Origin of the sequence: Bacillus sp. HMA207, assembly GCF_003402455.1 — a bacterium.
Lineage (GTDB): Bacteria > Bacillota > Bacilli > Bacillales > Bacillaceae_G > Bacillus_A > Bacillus_A cereus.
Genome location: NZ_BEZT01000002.1, coordinates 534069 through 551695, shown reverse-complemented (window position 1 = coordinate 551695; position 17627 = coordinate 534069). Strand labels below are relative to the sequence as shown.

The following is a 17627-nucleotide window of genomic DNA, read 5'->3' as shown; positions in this document are numbered from 1 at the left end:
TATTCACTCCAAAAATAATTTGTTATGTTAAGTATAAAATGCATGCTTTTAGAACACAATATGAATGTCCCCCGTTTCTCATATTTGACAACGTTTGGCGATGAGCCACTCTTACACAATTTATGTAAGAAAAAAGCCCTTCTAAAAAGGGCCTTTTTTTATTTATCCTACTATTTTCGATTGGGGAAGACTAATACTGAGTATTAGTCTTCCCCACGAAATAAAGTTTTATCTAATGAAAAAGGTGCTGCTAATTCGCAACACCTTAAAACATTGGATTTTCATCCAAATACTCATATACATTATTAACAAGCTCTTCTACTGTTGCACCTTGTACAACTTCACCATTTACAAGTGCAAACGGTCCTTCAAAACAAATACCACAATATCCTAGACAACCATACTCCATTACATCTAAATTCGGATCTTTTTCTAATTTTTCTAGAGCTGCTTGTGAACCACTTGCAAGGTTACCTACACAAAATTCAATTAATGGTTTAATCAAAATTCTCCCCCCTGTACTACAAAACAAATTACCTTTTCACTTTATCTATAAGAAGAAAACTAAGCTGTTTCTTGTTGTTTTCGTTACACAGTCTAAACTATTTAGTTACTTCATTACTTCACTTCAAAGTAGATGATTTCTTCTATATAACATGCTACTTCCAATGAAATAGTAACTACAAAGGAAAAACAGTTTATTTTACTTTTCTTCTTATTGTACAACAGAGTATTCATTCATGCATTGTTATTTGTTCACAAATTCGATATAATTTGATTGAGTAAAGTCAAAATATTTTATTAATATAAAATTTTATGATTAGGGGATATTTCAACAGAAAAGGGGTAATCCATCATGAAACACCTCGTAATACTAGGTGGCGGCTACGGTGGAATGAGAATTCTGCAAAGGCTACTTCCAAGCAACCAACTTCCAGATGATGTACAAGTGACATTAATCGACAAAGTACCATATCATTGCTTCAAAACTGAATATTATGCATTAGTTGCGGGTACTATTTCAGAAACGCATATTCGTATACCGTTTCCTGAACACCCACGCCTCAATATTCAATACGGCACAGTAACAAATATTGACCTCGAAGAAAAAGCTGTTCATCTCGATGGCGGCGAAGCAATCCAATATGATGACTTAATTATCGGACTTGGCTGTGAAGATAAATATCATAACGTTCCTGGGGCTAGGGAATATACACATAGTCTACAATCAATTGAACAAACACGTAAAACATATGAACAATTAAATAGTCTAGAACCAAATGCAACAGTAGCTGTTGTTGGTGCTGGCTTAAGTGGCGTTGAAGTAGCAAGTGAACTTCGTGAAAGCCGTTCTGATTTAAAAATCTATTTATTTGATCGAAAAGATAGAATTTTATTCCCATATCCAGAGAAATTAAGTAGATATGTAGAAGAATGGTTTGTAAAGCATAAAGTTAACATTATACGAAACTCTAACATTACAAAAGTAGAACCAAATATTGTGTACAACCACGATGAACCACTTGAATGTGATGCAATCGTCTGGACAGCTGGTATTCAAGCAAATGAAGTTGTCCGAAACCTTCCAGTTGAACAAGATGGTAGCGGACGGGTTGTCTTAACGAAATATCACAATATTCCAAACAATGAGCACGTGTATGTTGTAGGAGATTGCGCAGCACTTCCACATGCACCATCTGCCCAACTTGCTGAAGGTCAAGGAGAACAAATTGTCCAAATATTATTAAAACGTTGGAATAATGAACCACTCCCGGATGAACTACCTGTTATTAAATTAAAAGGTGTTCTAGGATCTCTTGGTAAGAAGCATGGATTCGGTTTACTCGCAAACCAACCATTAATGGGACGTGTACCGAGATTATTAAAATCTGGTCTTCTTTGGATGTACAAATATCATAAAGGTTAATACTTTACAGGCTGTCTACTATGTAGGCAGCCTCTTTGCATCAGTTTTTAAAAATTATCAGACACATCTTTCTCAATATTTATAATGATTTATTTTTCATTTTTATATTAAAAAATATTGATAAACATTGTATGCTATTTGTAAGTTGTTTTATTATTTCCTTGAAGACCGAATTCATTCGGTCTTATTTTTTATGTGATAAATACTTTTGTAGGAGGCATTACATTCCACTTATGAACTTATCGAAACTAAACAATCGAATAGAAGCGAAAAAGAAAGAGTTAATCTATCTCGTTGAACGATACGGATTGACTCATGATAAAGTGATTTCTTTCAGCCAAGAATTAGATCGTTTACTTAACTTATTAATAAAACTCAAGACGAAGAAAAAACGTTGCTCTTTATAACCGTTATCTTCTCTTTTTTGATACGATATAACTAGAATCAGAAAGGAGCGATTTATGTTTATATTAAAAAACGTTATATATAAAGATATACTATACATTCCTTATTTACAGATTCAAAAAGAAAAGATTACTTGCATTATCGGTGAAAGCGGAAGCGGAAAAAGCACGTTGCTTCGCATGTTAAACGATTTACAATCTCCAACATCCGGCACAATTGAATATAACGGAAAATTAATTTCTGATTATCACCCTATTCAATTACGTCGTGACGTAGTTATGCTTGGGCAAACTCCACCTATTTTTGATGGAACCGTTAAAGACAACCTATTAATGGGACTTCGTCTTTCTGAAAAACCATTTCCAAATGATGATGCCCTGCGGAGTGCATTACAAACCGTTAGCTTAGACAAGCAATTAGAAAATAGCGCCTCCTCACTATCTGGCGGTGAAAAACAAAGACTTGCCTTTGCACGTATCGTACTTATGGATCCGCCTGTCTATTTATTAGATGAACCTACTTCAGCATTAGACAGTGATACAGAACGCCGCGTTATGAAACAATTTACTGAACTAGCACGAAAAAAGAAAAAAACAATTATCTTCATCACACACTCACAACAACTTCCAGAAGAAATTGCAGACGACATTATTGAGATTAGTAAAGCAAACGGTGCAACTAGAAAGGAAGTGCTCTCTGTTGAAGGGCGTTATTGAACTCCAAATTTGGCAACTTGCAGCTGCCTATATTTTCATTCTTATTTTAATTGGACTTGTAAAATTAAAAGGAATACCTCGCGAAAAACAAATCGCGCTCGCAACATTCCGTATGACGATTCAGCTCGTACTTGTTGCATATGTCCTTACATACGTATTTGAAAACAGTAATCCATTTTATACAATTGCTCTCATTACTTCTATTACTACCTTTGCAATTTTTAATATTTATAAACGAGTTAACATCCCAATGTCTAAAGAATTAAAACGAATAGCCGCCCTTTCAATGGTCGCTGGGTCAATTGGGCCACTTCTACTATTTATCTTTGTTATTATCGGACATGATCCGTGGTATGCTCCGCAATATATCGTCCCTATTACAGGAATGTTAGTTGGGAATGCCATGACTGGCGTTTCTCTCGGCGCAAATACGTTCTTAAACAATATGAAATCGCAAAGAGGTCAAATTGAAGGTGCACTTATGCTCGGCGCAACACCGAAAGAAGCAGCTGCTCCGCTCATTCGAGACGCTTTTGACTCTGCTATTTTACCGACAATCAATTCTATGGTCGGAATGGGGATTATAAGCTTACCAGGCATGATGACTGGTCAAATATTATCCGGTGTATCACCATTCACAGCCATTCAATATCAAATCGCCATCATACTCGGTATTTCTGGAAGTACTGCCTTTGCTGTCATTATCTTTTTACAGCTTGGATATAAAACGTTCTTTAATAAGCGATGTCAATTGAAAGAAATTGACTATGGTGCACGGTGAATCGTGCGTAGTTCACGATGAATGAAATTATATTAACGATTTTTTCAATATATCTATCATAACTTGCAATATATCAACGATTTTTCAAATATATCTATCATAACTCAGAATATATCAACGATTTTGTACGAAATATCGATTTACCGACAAAAAGTGACATAATAAAAAGAGGAGGCTATTCGCCTCCTCTTCTATTTACTTACGCCTTCTTAACGAACTGTGATTTTAACTTCATAGCTCCGAAGCCGTCGATTTTGCAATCGATATCGTGATCGCCATCAACTAGACGGATACTCTTTACTTTCGTACCGATCTTCACAACTGAAGAAGTTCCTTTTACTTTTAAATCTTTAATAACAGTAACTGCATCGCCGTCTTGAAGAACGTTTCCGTTCGCATCTTTTACAACTTTCGCACCATCATTATTTTCAGCTTCTGCTTCTTGGCCCCACTCATGAGCACATTCTGGACATACGAAAAGAACGCCATCCTCATACGTATATTCTGAATTACATTTTGGACAATTTGGTAAAGTAGCCATAAATTCATTTCCTCCGTTCATTATTTATACGTAAAAATCAAAATTGATGTTTACATCTCGATAAATAAAATTTGTATAGCATTTCTTTATAGTGCCATAGTCTCACGTTATTGACAAGCCTACCTCAAATTCTCATTTTTTATTGTATTTTACAAAATTTCAATTTGTATGCCGTTTTTCTATTTGCTCTTCTACTAATTTTAAAAATCTTCGTTGTGCATTTTTATTTTTTACAAGCAATCGAACTCTTAGCTTACTTTGTAAATATGAGCGAACTTTGTAGTTCGTAATAAATAACTTTCGATACTTTTCGTCTTCATATATCATTCGAAACCATTCATACTGCTGCAAGTAACGTATGTTAGCATCAATCTTTTTCGTGTGTAAACCCGTACTTAAACTAATCGATCCTATTAGAGCTTCTATTAATGCTGAAATTATTTCTCTCCCCCCTAATAAACAAAAGAAGAACCTTCACAAGATTCTTCTTTTCAAAATGAACGAGTTCCCTCTAGAAACCCAAATTATTTTCTTCAATGTAAATTTGATATTCTTCCACTTCTTCTTCACTTAACTTCTTATTATTTTCATATACCTCTTGCCACTCGAAATCATCTTCATCGAAATAAACAGCAAATTTAATTTTCACGTTTTTCTTCTCTGTATAATCATAACCAGTAAACTCTACTACGTCATAATCTTTTTCTTTCTTCACAAACTTCCAAGTTGGATTATCAGTCATAATCTCTAAAGTAACCCCTTCTCCACTTGAACGAACAACGTTTTTAATATTCGGCTCAGTTGGTAAAAAGGACAGCCCGAACGCAGCTAATCCATACACAATCCCGACTATAATCTGTAAACCAATCATACCAGCAATACTCACGCCGCCCTTTGATTGTAAGAAATACGCCTTCTCATGATCAGACGCATCTTCTCCCTTACGAAAAACACGAACAGCCTGCTTATAATATAAACGGTTTCCTTGCCATCCAGTAAATATCATCATTCCTAATTGAAGAGCTAAACTAAATGTTACATAAATCCCATCTGGAATATCTATAAAAGGGGGTATAACTATACTAGGTATAGCCAATAACGCAAATATAATAAATAACTTATACATTTTACGATAAGCTAACCAAAAAGTTGGGAAGAAAAAGGCTACCCAATTCCATGTATTCCCTTGCGCTGGATTTTCTACTTTACCCCACTTAAAGTCATAATAAGCTGTATTCTTTTGAACAACTTTATGTAATTCTTGTGGAGAAATCGTTTCTTGTAAAACCGTGTCCTTCACGTACATCATCCTTTTCTTATTTCTATATACATTTATTGTATATGGACAAAATGAAGGAATCTAACAAAAAGTACACATATTTCATAAAAGTGAACGGAAATCGAATATATTCCGACAATTATCCGTTTCTTATTTCATTTTACTTTTAAATATATTAAAATAATCGTGTATCATACCTTTAATACACTAAGTTAATTATTTTATATATTCACTAAAAAGGATGCATCAAAATCATTTTCATACATCCTTTTTAGTGAATATATACTACTATTTTAAAACAAACATCTCGACTTAAGAGCGCTCACAAATTAGCCTTCTACTATTTCAAACATATTTCCACTTACACAACTAATGAATAGTCCATTATTACCTTCCTCAATTGATACAATAAAATCTATTACAACAACATTTTTAGGGAGTTTAATTATATCTTTTACTTCACCACATTCAGCATCAAGTATTATCAATTCTAAATTTGAAGTTGCAATGTAAATTTCTCCATCTTTATATAACAGAACCTCTGTAATATCATGTAGAGTAGTATTGTTCCAAAGCACTTTACCTGTTTGAATATTAATACCACAAATTCTGCCTTCTCCTAAGGACAATACCATCATCTCTCCGATAAGAAATGGAGGCAATTCAATTTCAAAAGACATATTTACTTCATATAACTTTTGACCGCTCTTATGAATATGACGAAGAATAAGCCTGGCTCTAAAAAGGAGCAAGATTTTATTACAAATTTACACGCCACTTTAAAACCACTCGGCTTTAAGAAAAAAAGACATACATTTTTCAAAGCTGAAAACGGATTTTATAAGCTCATTAACATACAAAAAAGCCAGTTTGGAGATGATTTTTATATAAATATAGGAGTTCACCCTATCGGTCTCCCGCAGCTTATTACGAACCAATTACAAATAAAAGAAAACATTTCAATATTCGCTTGCATTCTACAAACAAGAATAGAGCCTATACATATCAAACAGAACCAGCTATTGCACAATGTTTCACATGAAACTATCAACATTCCGAATTACCTTTCTACTATTTTCGACTGGTTTCAAACGTGGGCATCTTATGAAAATTTAGTGGAAATAAATATACATTCCATTACTCCGGTACTAGCTGTCGTTCCAATATTAGAAGAAAAAGCGTTTCTACTTCTTACCTGTTTTTCTTTCTACAAATTAAAACAGTACGAACAAGCTAATCGCTACTTACAGCAATATTTACATTGCACCGTGCATCTGAATACCGAGGAAAAAGAGCCCATATTCTTTCACGAAGTTGATATGTATATGAAAAAACTAGTAGAAAGTACAATGTAATTTCACATTGTACTTTCTACTAGTGCTTTATATTCCTCTTGTAACTTTTTAAATCGTTCTTCATACTTTTGCATCTTCACAGTATCCGTTTTTGAATTAAGGACTGGCCTTCTTCTCCCAGTCACCATTATATTTTTCCCATCTATTGCATCGTTCATATATACGTAAGGTTTAAAAGACTCGCATACCGTATATGGCAATGCTACAGAGAGTTTTGCATACTCTTCCACTTTAAATTGATTAGATAAGCTTAACTCCTTTAAATTTTTCAATTGCATTAACGGTTCTAATGAATCATCTTTAACCTTTAAATTCATCAAAGTAAGCTTTTGCAACTGCTGTAATTCAGCGAGTGGTTTTAAAGTTTGTACTTTCATCGCTGTATTTATTCCACCACCCATATAGAAGGTATTAAGTTGTGTGCACTTACTTAAAGCACTTAAATCTTCTAACTTAGAAAAATCATCAATTAGTAAGGATTTGAGTTTTTTATTATAATCAATGTCCCATAACGTCTTCGCTTTTGTATTCCAGCACATATACAACTGTTGTAAATTGGACAATTTCTGAAGGCTACTTAAATCCTCGACCCTCATTTTGTAAACGTATAATATATCGGGACAAACATACGTAAGAATATGATCAAACTGCTTTTGATTTACTGTGAACACCCATAATTTTTTAACTTTCAAAGATGCTAGTCGTTCTATATTTTTTGTTTTCCCCTCAATCGCTACTTCTTCTAAATCACCAGCTATACTTGCTAAGTCTTTCATAATCTTCGGCTGATCACCAATCGGAAACATGTTATCCCCCCTACAACTCCCAAGTAATATTCATTTCTTCAAATGAGTCCTTACTAACTTCCAATCCTTCGCTATCTTCCGTTCCAATCATTGCTACTTCTTCTTTAGACAACTTAATTTCCTCATTTGGCCTTTGGATTTTTTTCTCATACACGAGTTGTAAAAGCTCTATTTGTTCCTCTGTCAGTTCATACTCTTCTTCTAGTCTTTCCATTGCTGATTCTGTATCAAGTAATGGAATTTCTAATAAGAATCCGCCGTGCTCTTCCATCTCTTCAAATGAATCAATTGAATACGCACCGCTATCCTCAATCCAAAATGCAGTTGTAATAAAAGGAACTGTTTCGCCTTCTACTTCTTCTAATACGTATTGAAGTGCTTCTTCTTTCGCAATATCTATTACTTCCGAAGGTGCCCCTTCAAAATAATTTTTCGCATCAATCCACTCATCAATTCTCTCGCTATTCACATCTTGAAGACATACAATCGTGTAATTCGGATGAAACGTAATTGTCCCTTGTCCCCCTTGGCTATCTTGCATACTATAGTTAAATCCATCCCATGAACTTTCATGTGAGAAATCTGGACAATGCGCTACATTAATTGCATGGGCAATCGAATTTAAAACGCAGCCTTTCCATAGTTGTTCTTTATCTATATGTAATTTATATTTACTCATCATCTTCCCCCATGCGCATATTTTTTTCTATTATCTTTCCTCTACACAATGCTTGTAATTACTTTTCTATCTACTACAAAATAAAAAAGACAATACACCCCACTGTATTGTCCATTTTCTTCCCTACCATTTCTCTCTACACGTCTCAATTAAATGCAGTAAATACCTCTTCGTCATATCTGCTCTTCTCCACCTTGAGAGCATTCGCTTTTCTTTTGGATTGTGCCGTATTCTCGCTACTTCTTTTAATAAGAGCTCCCACTCTTCCGCTGAACGTTCTGACAAGTATTGCAACCCTCTATCTTTTGAAACGATTGTTTTATGATCTAGTGTATATAAAATACGTCCCATCGTAACGACAGCTGATTCTACCCACTCTTCTATAAAAAATAAATATGGCTTCTTCGCCTTTTCACTCCAGTACTGTTCTACGTTGTATTTCATCGTATTTACTACATCATTCCATTGTATTTGCAGCGGAAGATCTTCTGCTTCTTTTCCTGTAACTGTAATGCCTTGATTTTTCAACGTCCACCATGTGACCGCATTAATGTCCCAATGACCAACATTAGCTTTACCGTCTGCACAATACACGTACTCGTTCATTTCATCATTGTATTTCCCTAAGTCAGCAAGCGGAATATACATACCGTCCATTCTTTTACCTAGCGTATTGTCACTAAGTTTCTTATGTAGTTCCACAAGCTGCTGTTTTTCAGCTTCATTCACGGAATCATTTATCACTGTAACAAAATCAACATCGCTCGTTTCCTTATGAAATGCACCTAGTGCGATGGATCCGTAAATATATACCCCGACTATTTTTTCATCCAAAAAAATTTCTTTTAATTCTACTGTGTACCGCTCCATTAACCGTTGTACTTCCGTTGGTAACGCATGCTTCACTCCATTTTTCATATCTATCCCTCCAATAAAAAAGCCTTTGCAAATTCGCAAAGACTTCTTGTTTTATAAATATTTCTCGATTTCTTCGTAAACATCCTTCAAACGAGGATTTCCTTCTCCAACAATTTCTCCATTTACAAGAACGACCGGATAAAATAAATCTTCTTCCACTACGCGCTCTGCGAATGCTTTTTTATCCGCATCTTCTTGTTCTTCTTGGAAATCAATATACTCGAAATTAAATTTATTTTCTTGTCCTTCATATTTACGACCAATTGCCGCTTGTAACCATTCAAACGTTTCTGTTGAAGATGGCATTCCGACGCAGCTCGCACAAATTACTTTCGTCCCATACACTTGAACATTAACCATTTCTTCTCCCCCACTTCTTGTTCCAACAGTATATTCAGATGTCTTATTACATAAGCACATCATTTTACAAACTTATTCCATACCCCTATACTGAAAAAACACGATACAATATTTCGACAATAAAACAAGAAGAGAAAAAATAGATTTTCCCCTCTATCTTGATTATAATAAAACTGATGAAAGGAGTCGATAAAAATGGAAAACCCACATATGCAAGAACAAGTATTAGAAGTATTAGATAAATTACGTCCATTCTTACTTCGCGATGGCGGAGACGTTGAATTAGTAGACATTGAAGAAGGTATCGTAAAACTACGCCTTATGGGTGCATGCGGAAGCTGCCCAAGTTCTACAATCACACTAAAAGCTGGTATCGAGCGCGCGTTACTTGAAGAAGTACCAGGCGTTATCGAAGTAGAACAAGTATTTTAATCTAAAAGCGGAAGCGGCTCGTTCAAAGTCACTTGCTAAAAGGAGACCAAATTTGGTCTCCTTTTTTTATTCAAATCACATTTATCCGTTAACATCATAAAACAAAATTGGAAATCCTTCTCAAAAAATGCGATAATTAATACTATATAGTGAATCGTTCACACATATACAGTAAAAAAACATAGGGGGACGACAGATGCCAAAAATGGGGAACACTTTTGTAACAATTCAAGAACTAGAAAAGAAAAAAGAGTATTTATTAGGCCTTTCATCCGTTATACCAACATGGAATACAAGCTATCAATTTTTATTTAAAGAAATCCAGCAAGAATTATTGGGTAAAGTAAATGAAAAGCTCGAAAGGCATCAATTCGTTTTAAATATATGTACAGATCAGCAGGTAGGGGCATAATGTATTACATAAAATTGTGGTATATAAAAAAGAGACCTCACTCGGTCTCTTTTTTATATTTTTAAGATAACCAATCTAATTTTCTAATCCCGAGCTTATCTACTGGTAAACGAAGTGAGCCATAAAAGTGCTTCATAAATTGCTCTGAGCGGTTTACATCGTGTAAAATGGCTTCTAAGCGATCTCTATATATGCTTTTTTGTTCTTCGTTTCCAGTTTGGTAATATCGTTCGACCGTTTCAAAATAGTGAAGCGGGAACAGGAGCCTTGCAAATAATAAGCGCCAACCAAATGAGGACAGCGAGTAATTTCGTTCATAATCTGTAACAAATTGAACGATTGTTTGATCCCAGTCTTTCTTTTTTTCAATCATCATATAGCGAATCCATTCTGCTATATCTCGAGTTGGGTGATCATACACCCAATCAAAAGGGAGTTTGAGACGCTTCGTTTGATGCCATAATAAAGGTGTGAATCGTTCTTGGCAAATTGTCGCTGCATCAGTTAGTTGCGGCGTATCATCCATTTCTGTATCAACAACATATTGAATGGCATTTTCTGCAACTCCTAAGTAATACGGGAAGGATTCAATAAACAATTGATCGAATACGTCTGTAGGGTGGTTCATCACTTGTGATTGCCAAAACTTTTCTAACTGATCGAGTCTCTTTTCCCATAACGCTTTCCATTCACCAATGCGGCTTAATTGCTCGATTTCTTCTGGAAAGAATGCACCTCGTTTATGGAATATAGAAAGTTCACTTCCTAATGACGTAGCATGTCGCTCTAACGCTCGCATACCTTTTAATAAGCAGTAATTTTGTTCTTCTATCTCACTTACATAGTAGCCGTGTATAGTTGGAACGAAAGTCGCTACAGTTATATCCCCTTGCTGGTTCATATAGTCACTGAGCTTTTTCATCTCTACAAGTACTTCTTCCTCCATTTCTCCAATTGGAACAAGTACATAAATTTTGTTGCGAATCCAAAAGCTTTTATAGGGGCCAAGGGGGATTAATTCTTTAACATGCATGTGATAATGCTCATAAATATGCTGAATCATCGCAGTCGCCACCTATGGTTTTTCTTTATATATATGAGCTTGTGCTCGCCTTTCATTCCTATGCACAGGATAAAGCAACGAAACGTATACAAATACTAAAAAGAAAAAAAGGTGATAAACATGAAAGAATCAAATCAACTACAAGAAAGAGCATTACAACTATTACAAGAACGTGGTGTAACAATTGACGATATTGCTGAACTTGTTCATTTTCTTCAAAAAAAATATCATCCAAATTTAGAGATGTCAGAATGCCGTTACAATGTAGAACGTGTACTATCAAAACGTGAAGTACAAAACGCACTGATTACTGGTATCGAGCTTGATGTCCTTGCTGAAAAGGGAATGCTAAGTGAACCGTTACAAGATATTGTAAAACGTGATGAAGGCTTATACGGAATTGATGAAGTTATCGCACTTTCTATCGTAAACGTGTACGGCTCTATCGGTTTCACGAACTTTGGATATATTGATAAATTAAAACCTGGTATTTTAGAATACTTAAATGATAAATCAACTGGAAAAGTGCACACATTCCTTGACGATATCGTTGGCGGAATTGCTGCCGCAGCTTCAAGCCGTTTAGCGCACCGAGCTGAGCACTCAGAATAATAATGTTTTCTAGGCCGTCAGTTTCATGCTGACGGCCTTTCGTATTCCATAAGCATAAATTCTCTTCCGCGACTCAAAAAAATATTCCCTTGTTTAAATCCGATATTTTTATATACCGTAATCGCTCTTGTATTAAATGTTGCTACGCTTAATCGAAACATTTTTGCATTAAACTCTTTCGTGGCAAACGCTATTCCAGCTTGGAAGAATTCTTTCCCTATTCCCTTCCCAGTTAACGCCGGCTTCATGCCAAGTCCGATATCAATCACATCTTCTCCACCATATAAATTAGCATCTCTTCCACCTGGCACTTGTGCATTTCCTCCAAAACAAAAATAACCGATGAGATCTCCTTGATCGTCACAACAGCCATAATACGTTCCATCTAATAGCTCTTCTATTACTTCTTTCTCGCCTGAAAAACTATATAAACTATAAGGTTCCTCGTACGTCCAAGTATTTATCTCATTTGCTTCTTCCTCTGTTAACTTATGTATATCCACTTTCTCTTTCCCCCTATTATATTTCTATTAACAATATTCGATATTCATCTTATAATTCATCTTTCTCAATATATTTTTTAATTTCTCGCTTTATTTTTATGGAAGATTTTTCTTATTATGTTACGATTAAACAGAATCATTACAAATAAGGTGGTGACAATTTGAATTACTTTTCTTATCTCTCCTCGGAAGAACGGCAAAATTTTTTCTATAAAGAACCCCTTAGTTTTTCAAAAAATATAGGGAAAGAACAACTAGCTTACGCACTAGGTGCCACACTATATACTCCCGGCACGAAAGAAACGATTGCGGAAGATATAATTAGAAAGAAACATGTGGATGCTACCTCAATTATTCTTTGTCTAGAGGACGCTATCAGCGATGAGGAAGTAAAACTTGCAGAGCAAAACATCGTCGTTCAAATACAGCAAATCGCTAACTTAGTCAGTGCCAACATACTAAATCAAGCAGACATCCCGCTTCTTTTTATTAGAGTTCGACAGCCAAGTCAACTGAAGACAATTGTTACTGAATTAGGTAGTGCTGTTCATTGTTTATGTGGTTTTGTCTTTCCAAAATTCACACCGATTAACGGAAAGACTTATATCGATCAGCTTGCATATATAAACGAGTTATACTCATTATCGCTATATGGCATGCCGATTTTAGAATCCCCCGAAATTATGTATAAGGAAACACGGGCAGAATCATTATTACAAATAAAAAATTTACTAGATTCTTATCACGATTACATCTTAAATGTACGTATTGGTGCTACTGATTTTTCAAGTATATTTAGTATTCGGCGCAATAAATACACACCTATCTATCATATTACTGTTGTCCGTGATTGTATTTCAGACATTATTAACGTTTTCTCAAGGGCAACAAATGAATATATTATTTCAGGATGTGTATGGGAATATTTTTCTAATGATCATGAAGAAGGGCTTATTCAAGAGGTATCACTTGACCATGCAAATGGCTTAATCGGAAAGACAGTTATTCACCCATCTCATATTAAAGTTGTACAGGCAATGCACATTGTCACAATGGAAGATTATTTAGATGCGAGATCAATTTTACAAAATGCAGATACGTATAATGGAGTGCTAAAAAGCAGTTTTTCTAACAAAATGAATGAAGTAAAACCTCATTATAGCTGGGCTCACAAAACCATTTTAAAATCTAATATTTACGGGGTGCTACATGAAAACAAACAATTCACCGATCTCCTTATTACAAACGCAAAGCAACACGTATAACGTTTTAAATAATATACAAGTCCATGTAGAAGTACGTGATAATCCATATAATTTAGCGCTAGACAATCTTTTTCAAATGGCTGCGAGAATAAATAAGAAACGTAGTTTTTTATTTGTGAGTACAATCCTTGGAAAGCATCTTCCTATTAAACCTGCAGTCTCTCTATCAAGTGGAGTTGCTCTCGCTGCAAGATATATGGAAATACTACATAATATTTCTCATCCATTTCGAAAAGAAATTTTAAATCTCATTTCATTAGAAATTGATGAAATCCCAGAGGAAGTATTTCGTTATCGATATCCTCTGCAAGAAGAAGTTTTGTTCATCGGATTCGCTGAAACAGCGACAGCACTTGGTCATTCTATGTTTCAATGCTTTCAAAATGCAAAGTATGTGCATACAACTAGGGAATCGATACCCCACCTAGAATCTGTCATTACATTTGAGGAAGAACATTCTCATGCAACATCACACCGTTGTTATGTAGATGAAAGCTTTTTTCAAAACAACAATCCAATTGTTCTCGTAGATGATGAGATGACAACAGGAAAAACAGCATTAAATATTATTAGATCTATTCAAAATAAATTCCCACGAGAAGAATATATAATTGCTTCTTTATTAGACTGGCGTTCTCATACTAATAGAAAACAATTTAAACAATTAGAAGAAGAACTTCAAATTAAGGTTCATGTTATTTCTTTATTAGAAGGCAGTATTCATACAACTGGCCAACCGTCGAATGTTTCAAAACCAACTATGCAAACTGAAGAAACAAAACCTTATTTCAAAAAGCATACCATTACTTGTCCAACATTATCCTATACATCAAATTACATAAAATATACTGGACGCTTTGGCATTTCATCATATGAACAAAAGCACATTCATTCTTTTACTCAAGAAGCAGGAAAAATGTTACAAAGAAAGAGAATTGGAAAACGAACACTCTGTCTCGGAACGGGTGAATTTATGTATATCCCAATGAAAATTGCTGCTGAAATGGGTGAAAATATTTTATATCAATCTACAACAAGAAGCCCTATCCATTCTGTTTCAAATGATGTGAACTACGCCATTCATAATCATTTCTCATATCCAAGTCCTGAAGATTCTACTATTACAAATTACTTTTATAATATTTCACCTCATGATTACGATGAAGTATTTGTTTTCATTGAGCGTGATTTAGGAGAAGAAGCCCTATCTCCTCTTCTACAGCAGTTACAAACAGTTATTCCTTTTATTCATATCGTCTCATTTTCAAATAGCATAGAAAAGGAAGGTTGATAATTATGGTAAAATTAAATTCTCATATTAGTAGTTACAATCCAAATGATGCTATTTTTCTATTAAAAGATATTAGTGATTTAATGAAAGAAAGTTCCACGGAAACTAGAGAACAAGCAATTCAAGCTGGCACACATTATTCCGAAATGTTACCAATGGAATATAAACCCTCTAAAGCGTATATGGATTTATTCTTTTCTTCCCTGCAACAATACAAACACAAACTAGCCATCGCTGTTGGAGTTGTCGCCGAACAGATTATACAAACTAAAGGAACTAACCTTGTCCTCGTTTCATTAGCTCGTGCTGGTACACCTATTGGCATTCTTATCAAACGCTACATACGCTATCAATACAACCTTGATGTACCTCACTATTGTATTTCTATTGTTCGCGGACGCGGTATTGATGAAAATGCACTCCATTATATTTTGGAACATCACCCTAAAGAAACAATTCAATTCATTGATGGGTGGACTGGAAAAGGTGCAATAAAAAAAGAATTAGAATATGCCGTACACACATTTAACGAACGAAATAATACACACATTTCTCATTGTATGGCTGTGCTTGCTGATCCCGGTTACTGTACTTCAATTTACGGTACACGTGAAGATTTTCTTATTCCTAGCGCTTGCTTAAATGCAACAGTCTCTGGACTCATTAGCCGCACTGTACTAAATGACACCTATATCGGTCCAAATGATTTTCATGGTGTTAAATATTATAAAGAGCTAGAACAAGAAGACTTATCAAATTTATTCATTGATGAGGTAACAGATTTATTCCCTTCTGTTCATTCTCATATAGATAATCAATTACGTTATATTACTTCAACTTACACTGATCCCTCTTGGCAAGGATTAAAAGATATACAGTCTATCCAAAATCACTTTGAAATTGACGATATTAACTTAATCAAACCAGGAGTGGGCGAAACAACTCGTGTATTACTCCGGAGAATACCATGGAAAATTTTAATACGGAAGCAAAACAATCCCGATTTAAAGCATATTTTACTTCTTGCTAAAGAAAAGAATGTCCCTATTGAAATCTATGAGAATATGGCTTATTCATGTTGCGGGCTCATTAAGCCTCTTAAGAGGGAAACGATATGATTTTCGCCAGTGATCTTGATCAGACGCTTATTTATTCCCGGAAATCGTTTCGTGCCCCTATAGAAGATGAATCAATTCAACTCATTGAAACTTTAGATGGGAAAGAAATTTCTTTCATATCACATAAAACCATTTCACTACTAAAAAAATTGCAACTGCACTCACATTTCATCCCAGTTACAACAAGAACTATTGAGCAGTTTCAGCGTATTTCTTTATTCCAAGACGAAATCATTCCCGAATACGCCATTACAAGTAACGGCGGCAATATCCTTCATAACGGTAAACAAGATGGTACTTGGAACAGGATAGTAAAAGAAAGACTATCGTTTGAATGTATAGAGGGAAACGACATACTAAAGGAATTTGGACAAATAGCTCATAAAGATTGGGTTATATCACAAAAAACAGCTGATGATCTATTCCATTATTGCATTATTAAACGGGAGAACATTCCTTATGATGAATTATCATCCTTCACTTCCTGGTTAGACAAACAAGGCTGGAATCATTCACTTCAAGGTAGAAAGCTATACTTTGTACCAAAACCAATTAACAAATGGGACGCCGTGCAATATATAAAAGAAATTTTGCAAATAGATACGATTATTACAGCTGGGGATTCTTTACTTGATTTATGCATGCTTGAAAAGGCGAACCATGCCTTCGCACCACTTCATGGTGAGTTAGGGGCAATGCATGATAGCTTACAACCCCATATTTTAAAAACAGACGCAATCGGCATATATGCCGCAGAAGAAATCGTAAATAAATCACTTCAAATTATTCACAGTTCATTACCTACCTCATGATCATCATATGCACAATTGCATACGCACCGCGGTTAAACAGATGGTACAATTTATTTGAATCGCTGTTGCTACACTTCTTGATTAGAGAAAAGGCGTTAACACGGAAATTAGCGTCTTATCAACCTCAAGCAATTGGCACATTTTGTCATCTTAAAAGACACTCCAACGAGTGTCTTTTTTTCTATATCTCACAAGGACTTACTCATTTCAAAGCATAAATACATAAAATAATGTAAATCATGACACGCATGAATCACTTTCTAAAAGTTATAAAGTAGATTCAAAATAAAAAGCACTCTTAACTAGAGTGCTTTTTACTTTCAAATAAGGAGGCTACATATATGGATAGTAC

22 protein-coding genes and 1 pseudogene are annotated in these 17627 nt (G+C 34.8%); 12 read left to right on the top strand and 11 right to left on the bottom strand.

Annotated features, from left to right (window positions below; all coding sequences use genetic code 11):
• Positions 1-265: 265 nt before the first annotated feature.
• Positions 266-505, bottom strand: coding sequence for a YuzB family protein (locus HMAS_RS23340; protein ID WP_000595026.1), 240 nt, complete (start codon positions 503-505; stop codon positions 266-268).
• A 351-nt stretch (positions 506-856) separates the two neighbouring features.
• Here HMAS_RS23340 and HMAS_RS23335 point away from each other — a divergent pair, with 351 nt between their 5' ends.
• From HMAS_RS23335 to HMAS_RS23320, 4 genes are all read left to right on the top strand, one after another.
• Positions 857-1927 (top strand): NAD(P)/FAD-dependent oxidoreductase, encoded by a 1071-nt coding sequence (locus HMAS_RS23335; protein WP_000682079.1) that lies wholly within the window; start codon positions 857-859, stop codon positions 1925-1927.
• Between the two features lie 233 nt (positions 1928-2160).
• On the top strand, positions 2161-2334 hold the full coding sequence (locus HMAS_RS23330) for an aspartyl-phosphate phosphatase Spo0E family protein (RefSeq protein WP_001054091.1): 174 nt from the start codon (positions 2161-2163) through the stop codon (positions 2332-2334).
• A 54-nt stretch (positions 2335-2388) separates the two neighbouring features.
• A complete protein-coding gene (locus HMAS_RS23325; RefSeq protein WP_000470316.1) occupies positions 2389-3048 on the top strand; it encodes an ABC transporter ATP-binding protein in 660 nt (219 codons plus the stop codon).
• The gene (locus HMAS_RS23320) at positions 3032-3829 is read left to right on the top strand and encodes an ABC transporter permease (RefSeq protein ID WP_025709848.1); all 798 of its coding nucleotides are present in this window, start codon (positions 3032-3034) and stop codon (positions 3827-3829) included. The genes HMAS_RS23325 and HMAS_RS23320 overlap by 17 nt, the downstream gene beginning before the upstream one ends.
• A gap of 199 nt (positions 3830-4028) precedes the next feature.
• On the opposite strand, the gene phnA is transcribed toward HMAS_RS23320, so the two are convergent.
• From phnA to HMAS_RS23300, 4 genes and pseudogenes are all read right to left on the bottom strand, one after another.
• Positions 4029-4370, bottom strand: a complete 342-nt coding sequence (gene phnA / locus HMAS_RS23315) for an alkylphosphonate utilization operon protein PhnA (RefSeq protein ID WP_000212737.1) — start codon at positions 4368-4370, stop codon at positions 4029-4031.
• A gap of 159 nt (positions 4371-4529) precedes the next feature.
• Positions 4530-4811, bottom strand: coding sequence for a hypothetical protein (locus HMAS_RS23310; RefSeq protein WP_033687535.1), 282 nt, complete (start codon positions 4809-4811; stop codon positions 4530-4532).
• Between the two features lie 70 nt (positions 4812-4881).
• Complete coding sequence (locus tag HMAS_RS23305) at positions 4882-5679, bottom strand: DUF2628 domain-containing protein (RefSeq protein WP_114555937.1); 798 nt, start codon at positions 5677-5679, stop codon at positions 4882-4884.
• 299 nt (positions 5680-5978) lie between these two features.
• Positions 5979-6362 (bottom strand): annotated as a pseudogene (locus HMAS_RS23300) (hypothetical protein); the annotation flags it as partial.
• Positions 6363-6365: 3 nt separating this feature from the next.
• Here HMAS_RS23300 and HMAS_RS23295 point away from each other — a divergent pair.
• Positions 6366-7004, top strand: coding sequence for a DUF4304 domain-containing protein (locus HMAS_RS23295; protein ID WP_006918875.1), 639 nt, complete (start codon positions 6366-6368; stop codon positions 7002-7004).
• A 2-nt stretch (positions 7005-7006) separates the two neighbouring features.
• Here HMAS_RS23295 and HMAS_RS23290 read toward each other — a convergent pair whose 3' ends face one another.
• The 4 genes from HMAS_RS23290 to HMAS_RS23275 all read right to left on the bottom strand — a co-directional run bounded on the left by HMAS_RS23290 (position 7007) and on the right by HMAS_RS23275 (position 9767).
• Positions 7007-7810, bottom strand: coding sequence for a hypothetical protein (locus tag HMAS_RS23290; RefSeq protein ID WP_000483946.1), 804 nt, complete (start codon positions 7808-7810; stop codon positions 7007-7009).
• Between the two features lie 10 nt (positions 7811-7820).
• Positions 7821-8489 (bottom strand): hypothetical protein, encoded by a 669-nt coding sequence (locus HMAS_RS23285; RefSeq protein WP_000049690.1) that lies wholly within the window; start codon positions 8487-8489, stop codon positions 7821-7823.
• Positions 8490-8612: 123 nt separating this feature from the next.
• Positions 8613-9407, bottom strand: a complete 795-nt coding sequence (locus HMAS_RS23280; protein WP_000788488.1) for a nucleotidyltransferase domain-containing protein — start codon at positions 9405-9407, stop codon at positions 8613-8615.
• Positions 9408-9458: 51 nt separating this feature from the next.
• Positions 9459-9767, bottom strand: a complete 309-nt coding sequence (locus HMAS_RS23275; RefSeq protein ID WP_000248588.1) for a YuzD family protein — start codon at positions 9765-9767, stop codon at positions 9459-9461.
• Positions 9768-9962: 195 nt separating this feature from the next.
• On the opposite strand from HMAS_RS23275, the gene HMAS_RS23270 reads away from it, so the two are divergent.
• Positions 9963-10199 (top strand): NifU family protein, encoded by a 237-nt coding sequence (locus HMAS_RS23270; protein ID WP_000431159.1) that lies wholly within the window; start codon positions 9963-9965, stop codon positions 10197-10199.
• Between the two features lie 196 nt (positions 10200-10395).
• Positions 10396-10611, top strand: a complete 216-nt coding sequence (locus HMAS_RS23265; RefSeq protein WP_001125507.1) for a hypothetical protein — start codon at positions 10396-10398, stop codon at positions 10609-10611.
• 61 nt (positions 10612-10672) lie between these two features.
• On the opposite strand, the gene yutH is transcribed toward HMAS_RS23265, so the two are convergent.
• On the bottom strand, positions 10673-11674 hold the full coding sequence (gene yutH, locus HMAS_RS23260; RefSeq protein ID WP_000614215.1) for a spore coat putative kinase YutH: 1002 nt from the start codon (positions 11672-11674) through the stop codon (positions 10673-10675).
• A gap of 120 nt (positions 11675-11794) precedes the next feature.
• Between yutH and HMAS_RS23255 the strand changes: the two genes are divergently transcribed.
• Positions 11795-12286, top strand: coding sequence for a phosphatidylglycerophosphatase A family protein (locus HMAS_RS23255; protein WP_000665103.1), 492 nt, complete (start codon positions 11795-11797; stop codon positions 12284-12286).
• A 23-nt stretch (positions 12287-12309) separates the two neighbouring features.
• Here the strand turns inward: HMAS_RS23255 and HMAS_RS23250 are convergent, their stop codons facing one another.
• The gene (locus HMAS_RS23250) at positions 12310-12789 is read right to left on the bottom strand and encodes a GNAT family N-acetyltransferase (protein ID WP_000351150.1); all 480 of its coding nucleotides are present in this window, start codon (positions 12787-12789) and stop codon (positions 12310-12312) included.
• Positions 12790-12950: 161 nt separating this feature from the next.
• Here HMAS_RS23250 and HMAS_RS23245 point away from each other — a divergent pair, with 161 nt between their 5' ends.
• From HMAS_RS23245 to HMAS_RS23230, 4 genes are read left to right on the top strand one after another with little or no spacing between them, the layout of a single operon-like run.
• Positions 12951-14054: an HpcH/HpaI aldolase/citrate lyase family protein gene (locus tag HMAS_RS23245; protein WP_048558113.1), complete on the top strand. Its 1104-nt coding sequence runs from the start codon at positions 12951-12953 to the stop codon at positions 14052-14054.
• Positions 13999-15345 (top strand): phosphoribosyltransferase family protein, encoded by a 1347-nt coding sequence (locus HMAS_RS23240; protein ID WP_116345056.1) that lies wholly within the window; start codon positions 13999-14001, stop codon positions 15343-15345. The genes HMAS_RS23245 and HMAS_RS23240 overlap by 56 nt, the downstream gene beginning before the upstream one ends.
• A gap of 5 nt (positions 15346-15350) precedes the next feature.
• A complete protein-coding gene (locus HMAS_RS23235; RefSeq protein WP_000239908.1) occupies positions 15351-16463 on the top strand; it encodes a cysteine protease StiP family protein in 1113 nt (370 codons plus the stop codon).
• A complete protein-coding gene (locus tag HMAS_RS23230; protein ID WP_000575384.1) occupies positions 16460-17275 on the top strand; it encodes an HAD family hydrolase in 816 nt (271 codons plus the stop codon). Before HMAS_RS23235 ends, HMAS_RS23230 begins: the two co-directional genes overlap by 4 nt.
• Positions 17276-17627 lie beyond the last annotated feature (352 nt).

Coding starts and splice junctions, on each gene's coding strand:
- HMAS_RS23285 (WP_000049690.1), bottom strand. CDS start 8,489: ATGAGTAAATATAAATTACATATAGATAAAGAACAACTATGGAAAGGC.
- phnA (WP_000212737.1), bottom strand. CDS start 4,370: ATGGCTACTTTACCAAATTGTCCAAAATGTAATTCAGAATATACGTAT.
- HMAS_RS23305 (WP_114555937.1), bottom strand. CDS start 5,679: ATGATGTACGTGAAGGACACGGTTTTACAAGAAACGATTTCTCCACAA.
- HMAS_RS23325 (WP_000470316.1), top strand. CDS start 2,389: ATGTTTATATTAAAAAACGTTATATATAAAGATATACTATACATTCCT.
- HMAS_RS23275 (WP_000248588.1), bottom strand. CDS start 9,767: ATGGTTAATGTTCAAGTGTATGGGACGAAAGTAATTTGTGCGAGCTGC.
- HMAS_RS23240 (WP_116345056.1), top strand. CDS start 13,999: ATGAAAACAAACAATTCACCGATCTCCTTATTACAAACGCAAAGCAAC.
- HMAS_RS23265 (WP_001125507.1), top strand. CDS start 10,396: ATGCCAAAAATGGGGAACACTTTTGTAACAATTCAAGAACTAGAAAAG.
- yutH (WP_000614215.1), bottom strand. CDS start 11,674: ATGATTCAGCATATTTATGAGCATTATCACATGCATGTTAAAGAATTA.
- HMAS_RS23280 (WP_000788488.1), bottom strand. CDS start 9,407: ATGAAAAATGGAGTGAAGCATGCGTTACCAACGGAAGTACAACGGTTA.
- HMAS_RS23330 (WP_001054091.1), top strand. CDS start 2,161: ATGAACTTATCGAAACTAAACAATCGAATAGAAGCGAAAAAGAAAGAG.
- HMAS_RS23255 (WP_000665103.1), top strand. CDS start 11,795: ATGAAAGAATCAAATCAACTACAAGAAAGAGCATTACAACTATTACAA.
- HMAS_RS23290 (WP_000483946.1), bottom strand. CDS start 7,810: ATGTTTCCGATTGGTGATCAGCCGAAGATTATGAAAGACTTAGCAAGT.
- HMAS_RS23270 (WP_000431159.1), top strand. CDS start 9,963: ATGGAAAACCCACATATGCAAGAACAAGTATTAGAAGTATTAGATAAA.
- HMAS_RS23295 (WP_006918875.1), top strand. CDS start 6,366: ATGACGAAGAATAAGCCTGGCTCTAAAAAGGAGCAAGATTTTATTACA.
- HMAS_RS23335 (WP_000682079.1), top strand. CDS start 857: ATGAAACACCTCGTAATACTAGGTGGCGGCTACGGTGGAATGAGAATT.
- HMAS_RS23230 (WP_000575384.1), top strand. CDS start 16,460: ATGATTTTCGCCAGTGATCTTGATCAGACGCTTATTTATTCCCGGAAA.
- HMAS_RS23235 (WP_000239908.1), top strand. CDS start 15,351: ATGGTAAAATTAAATTCTCATATTAGTAGTTACAATCCAAATGATGCT.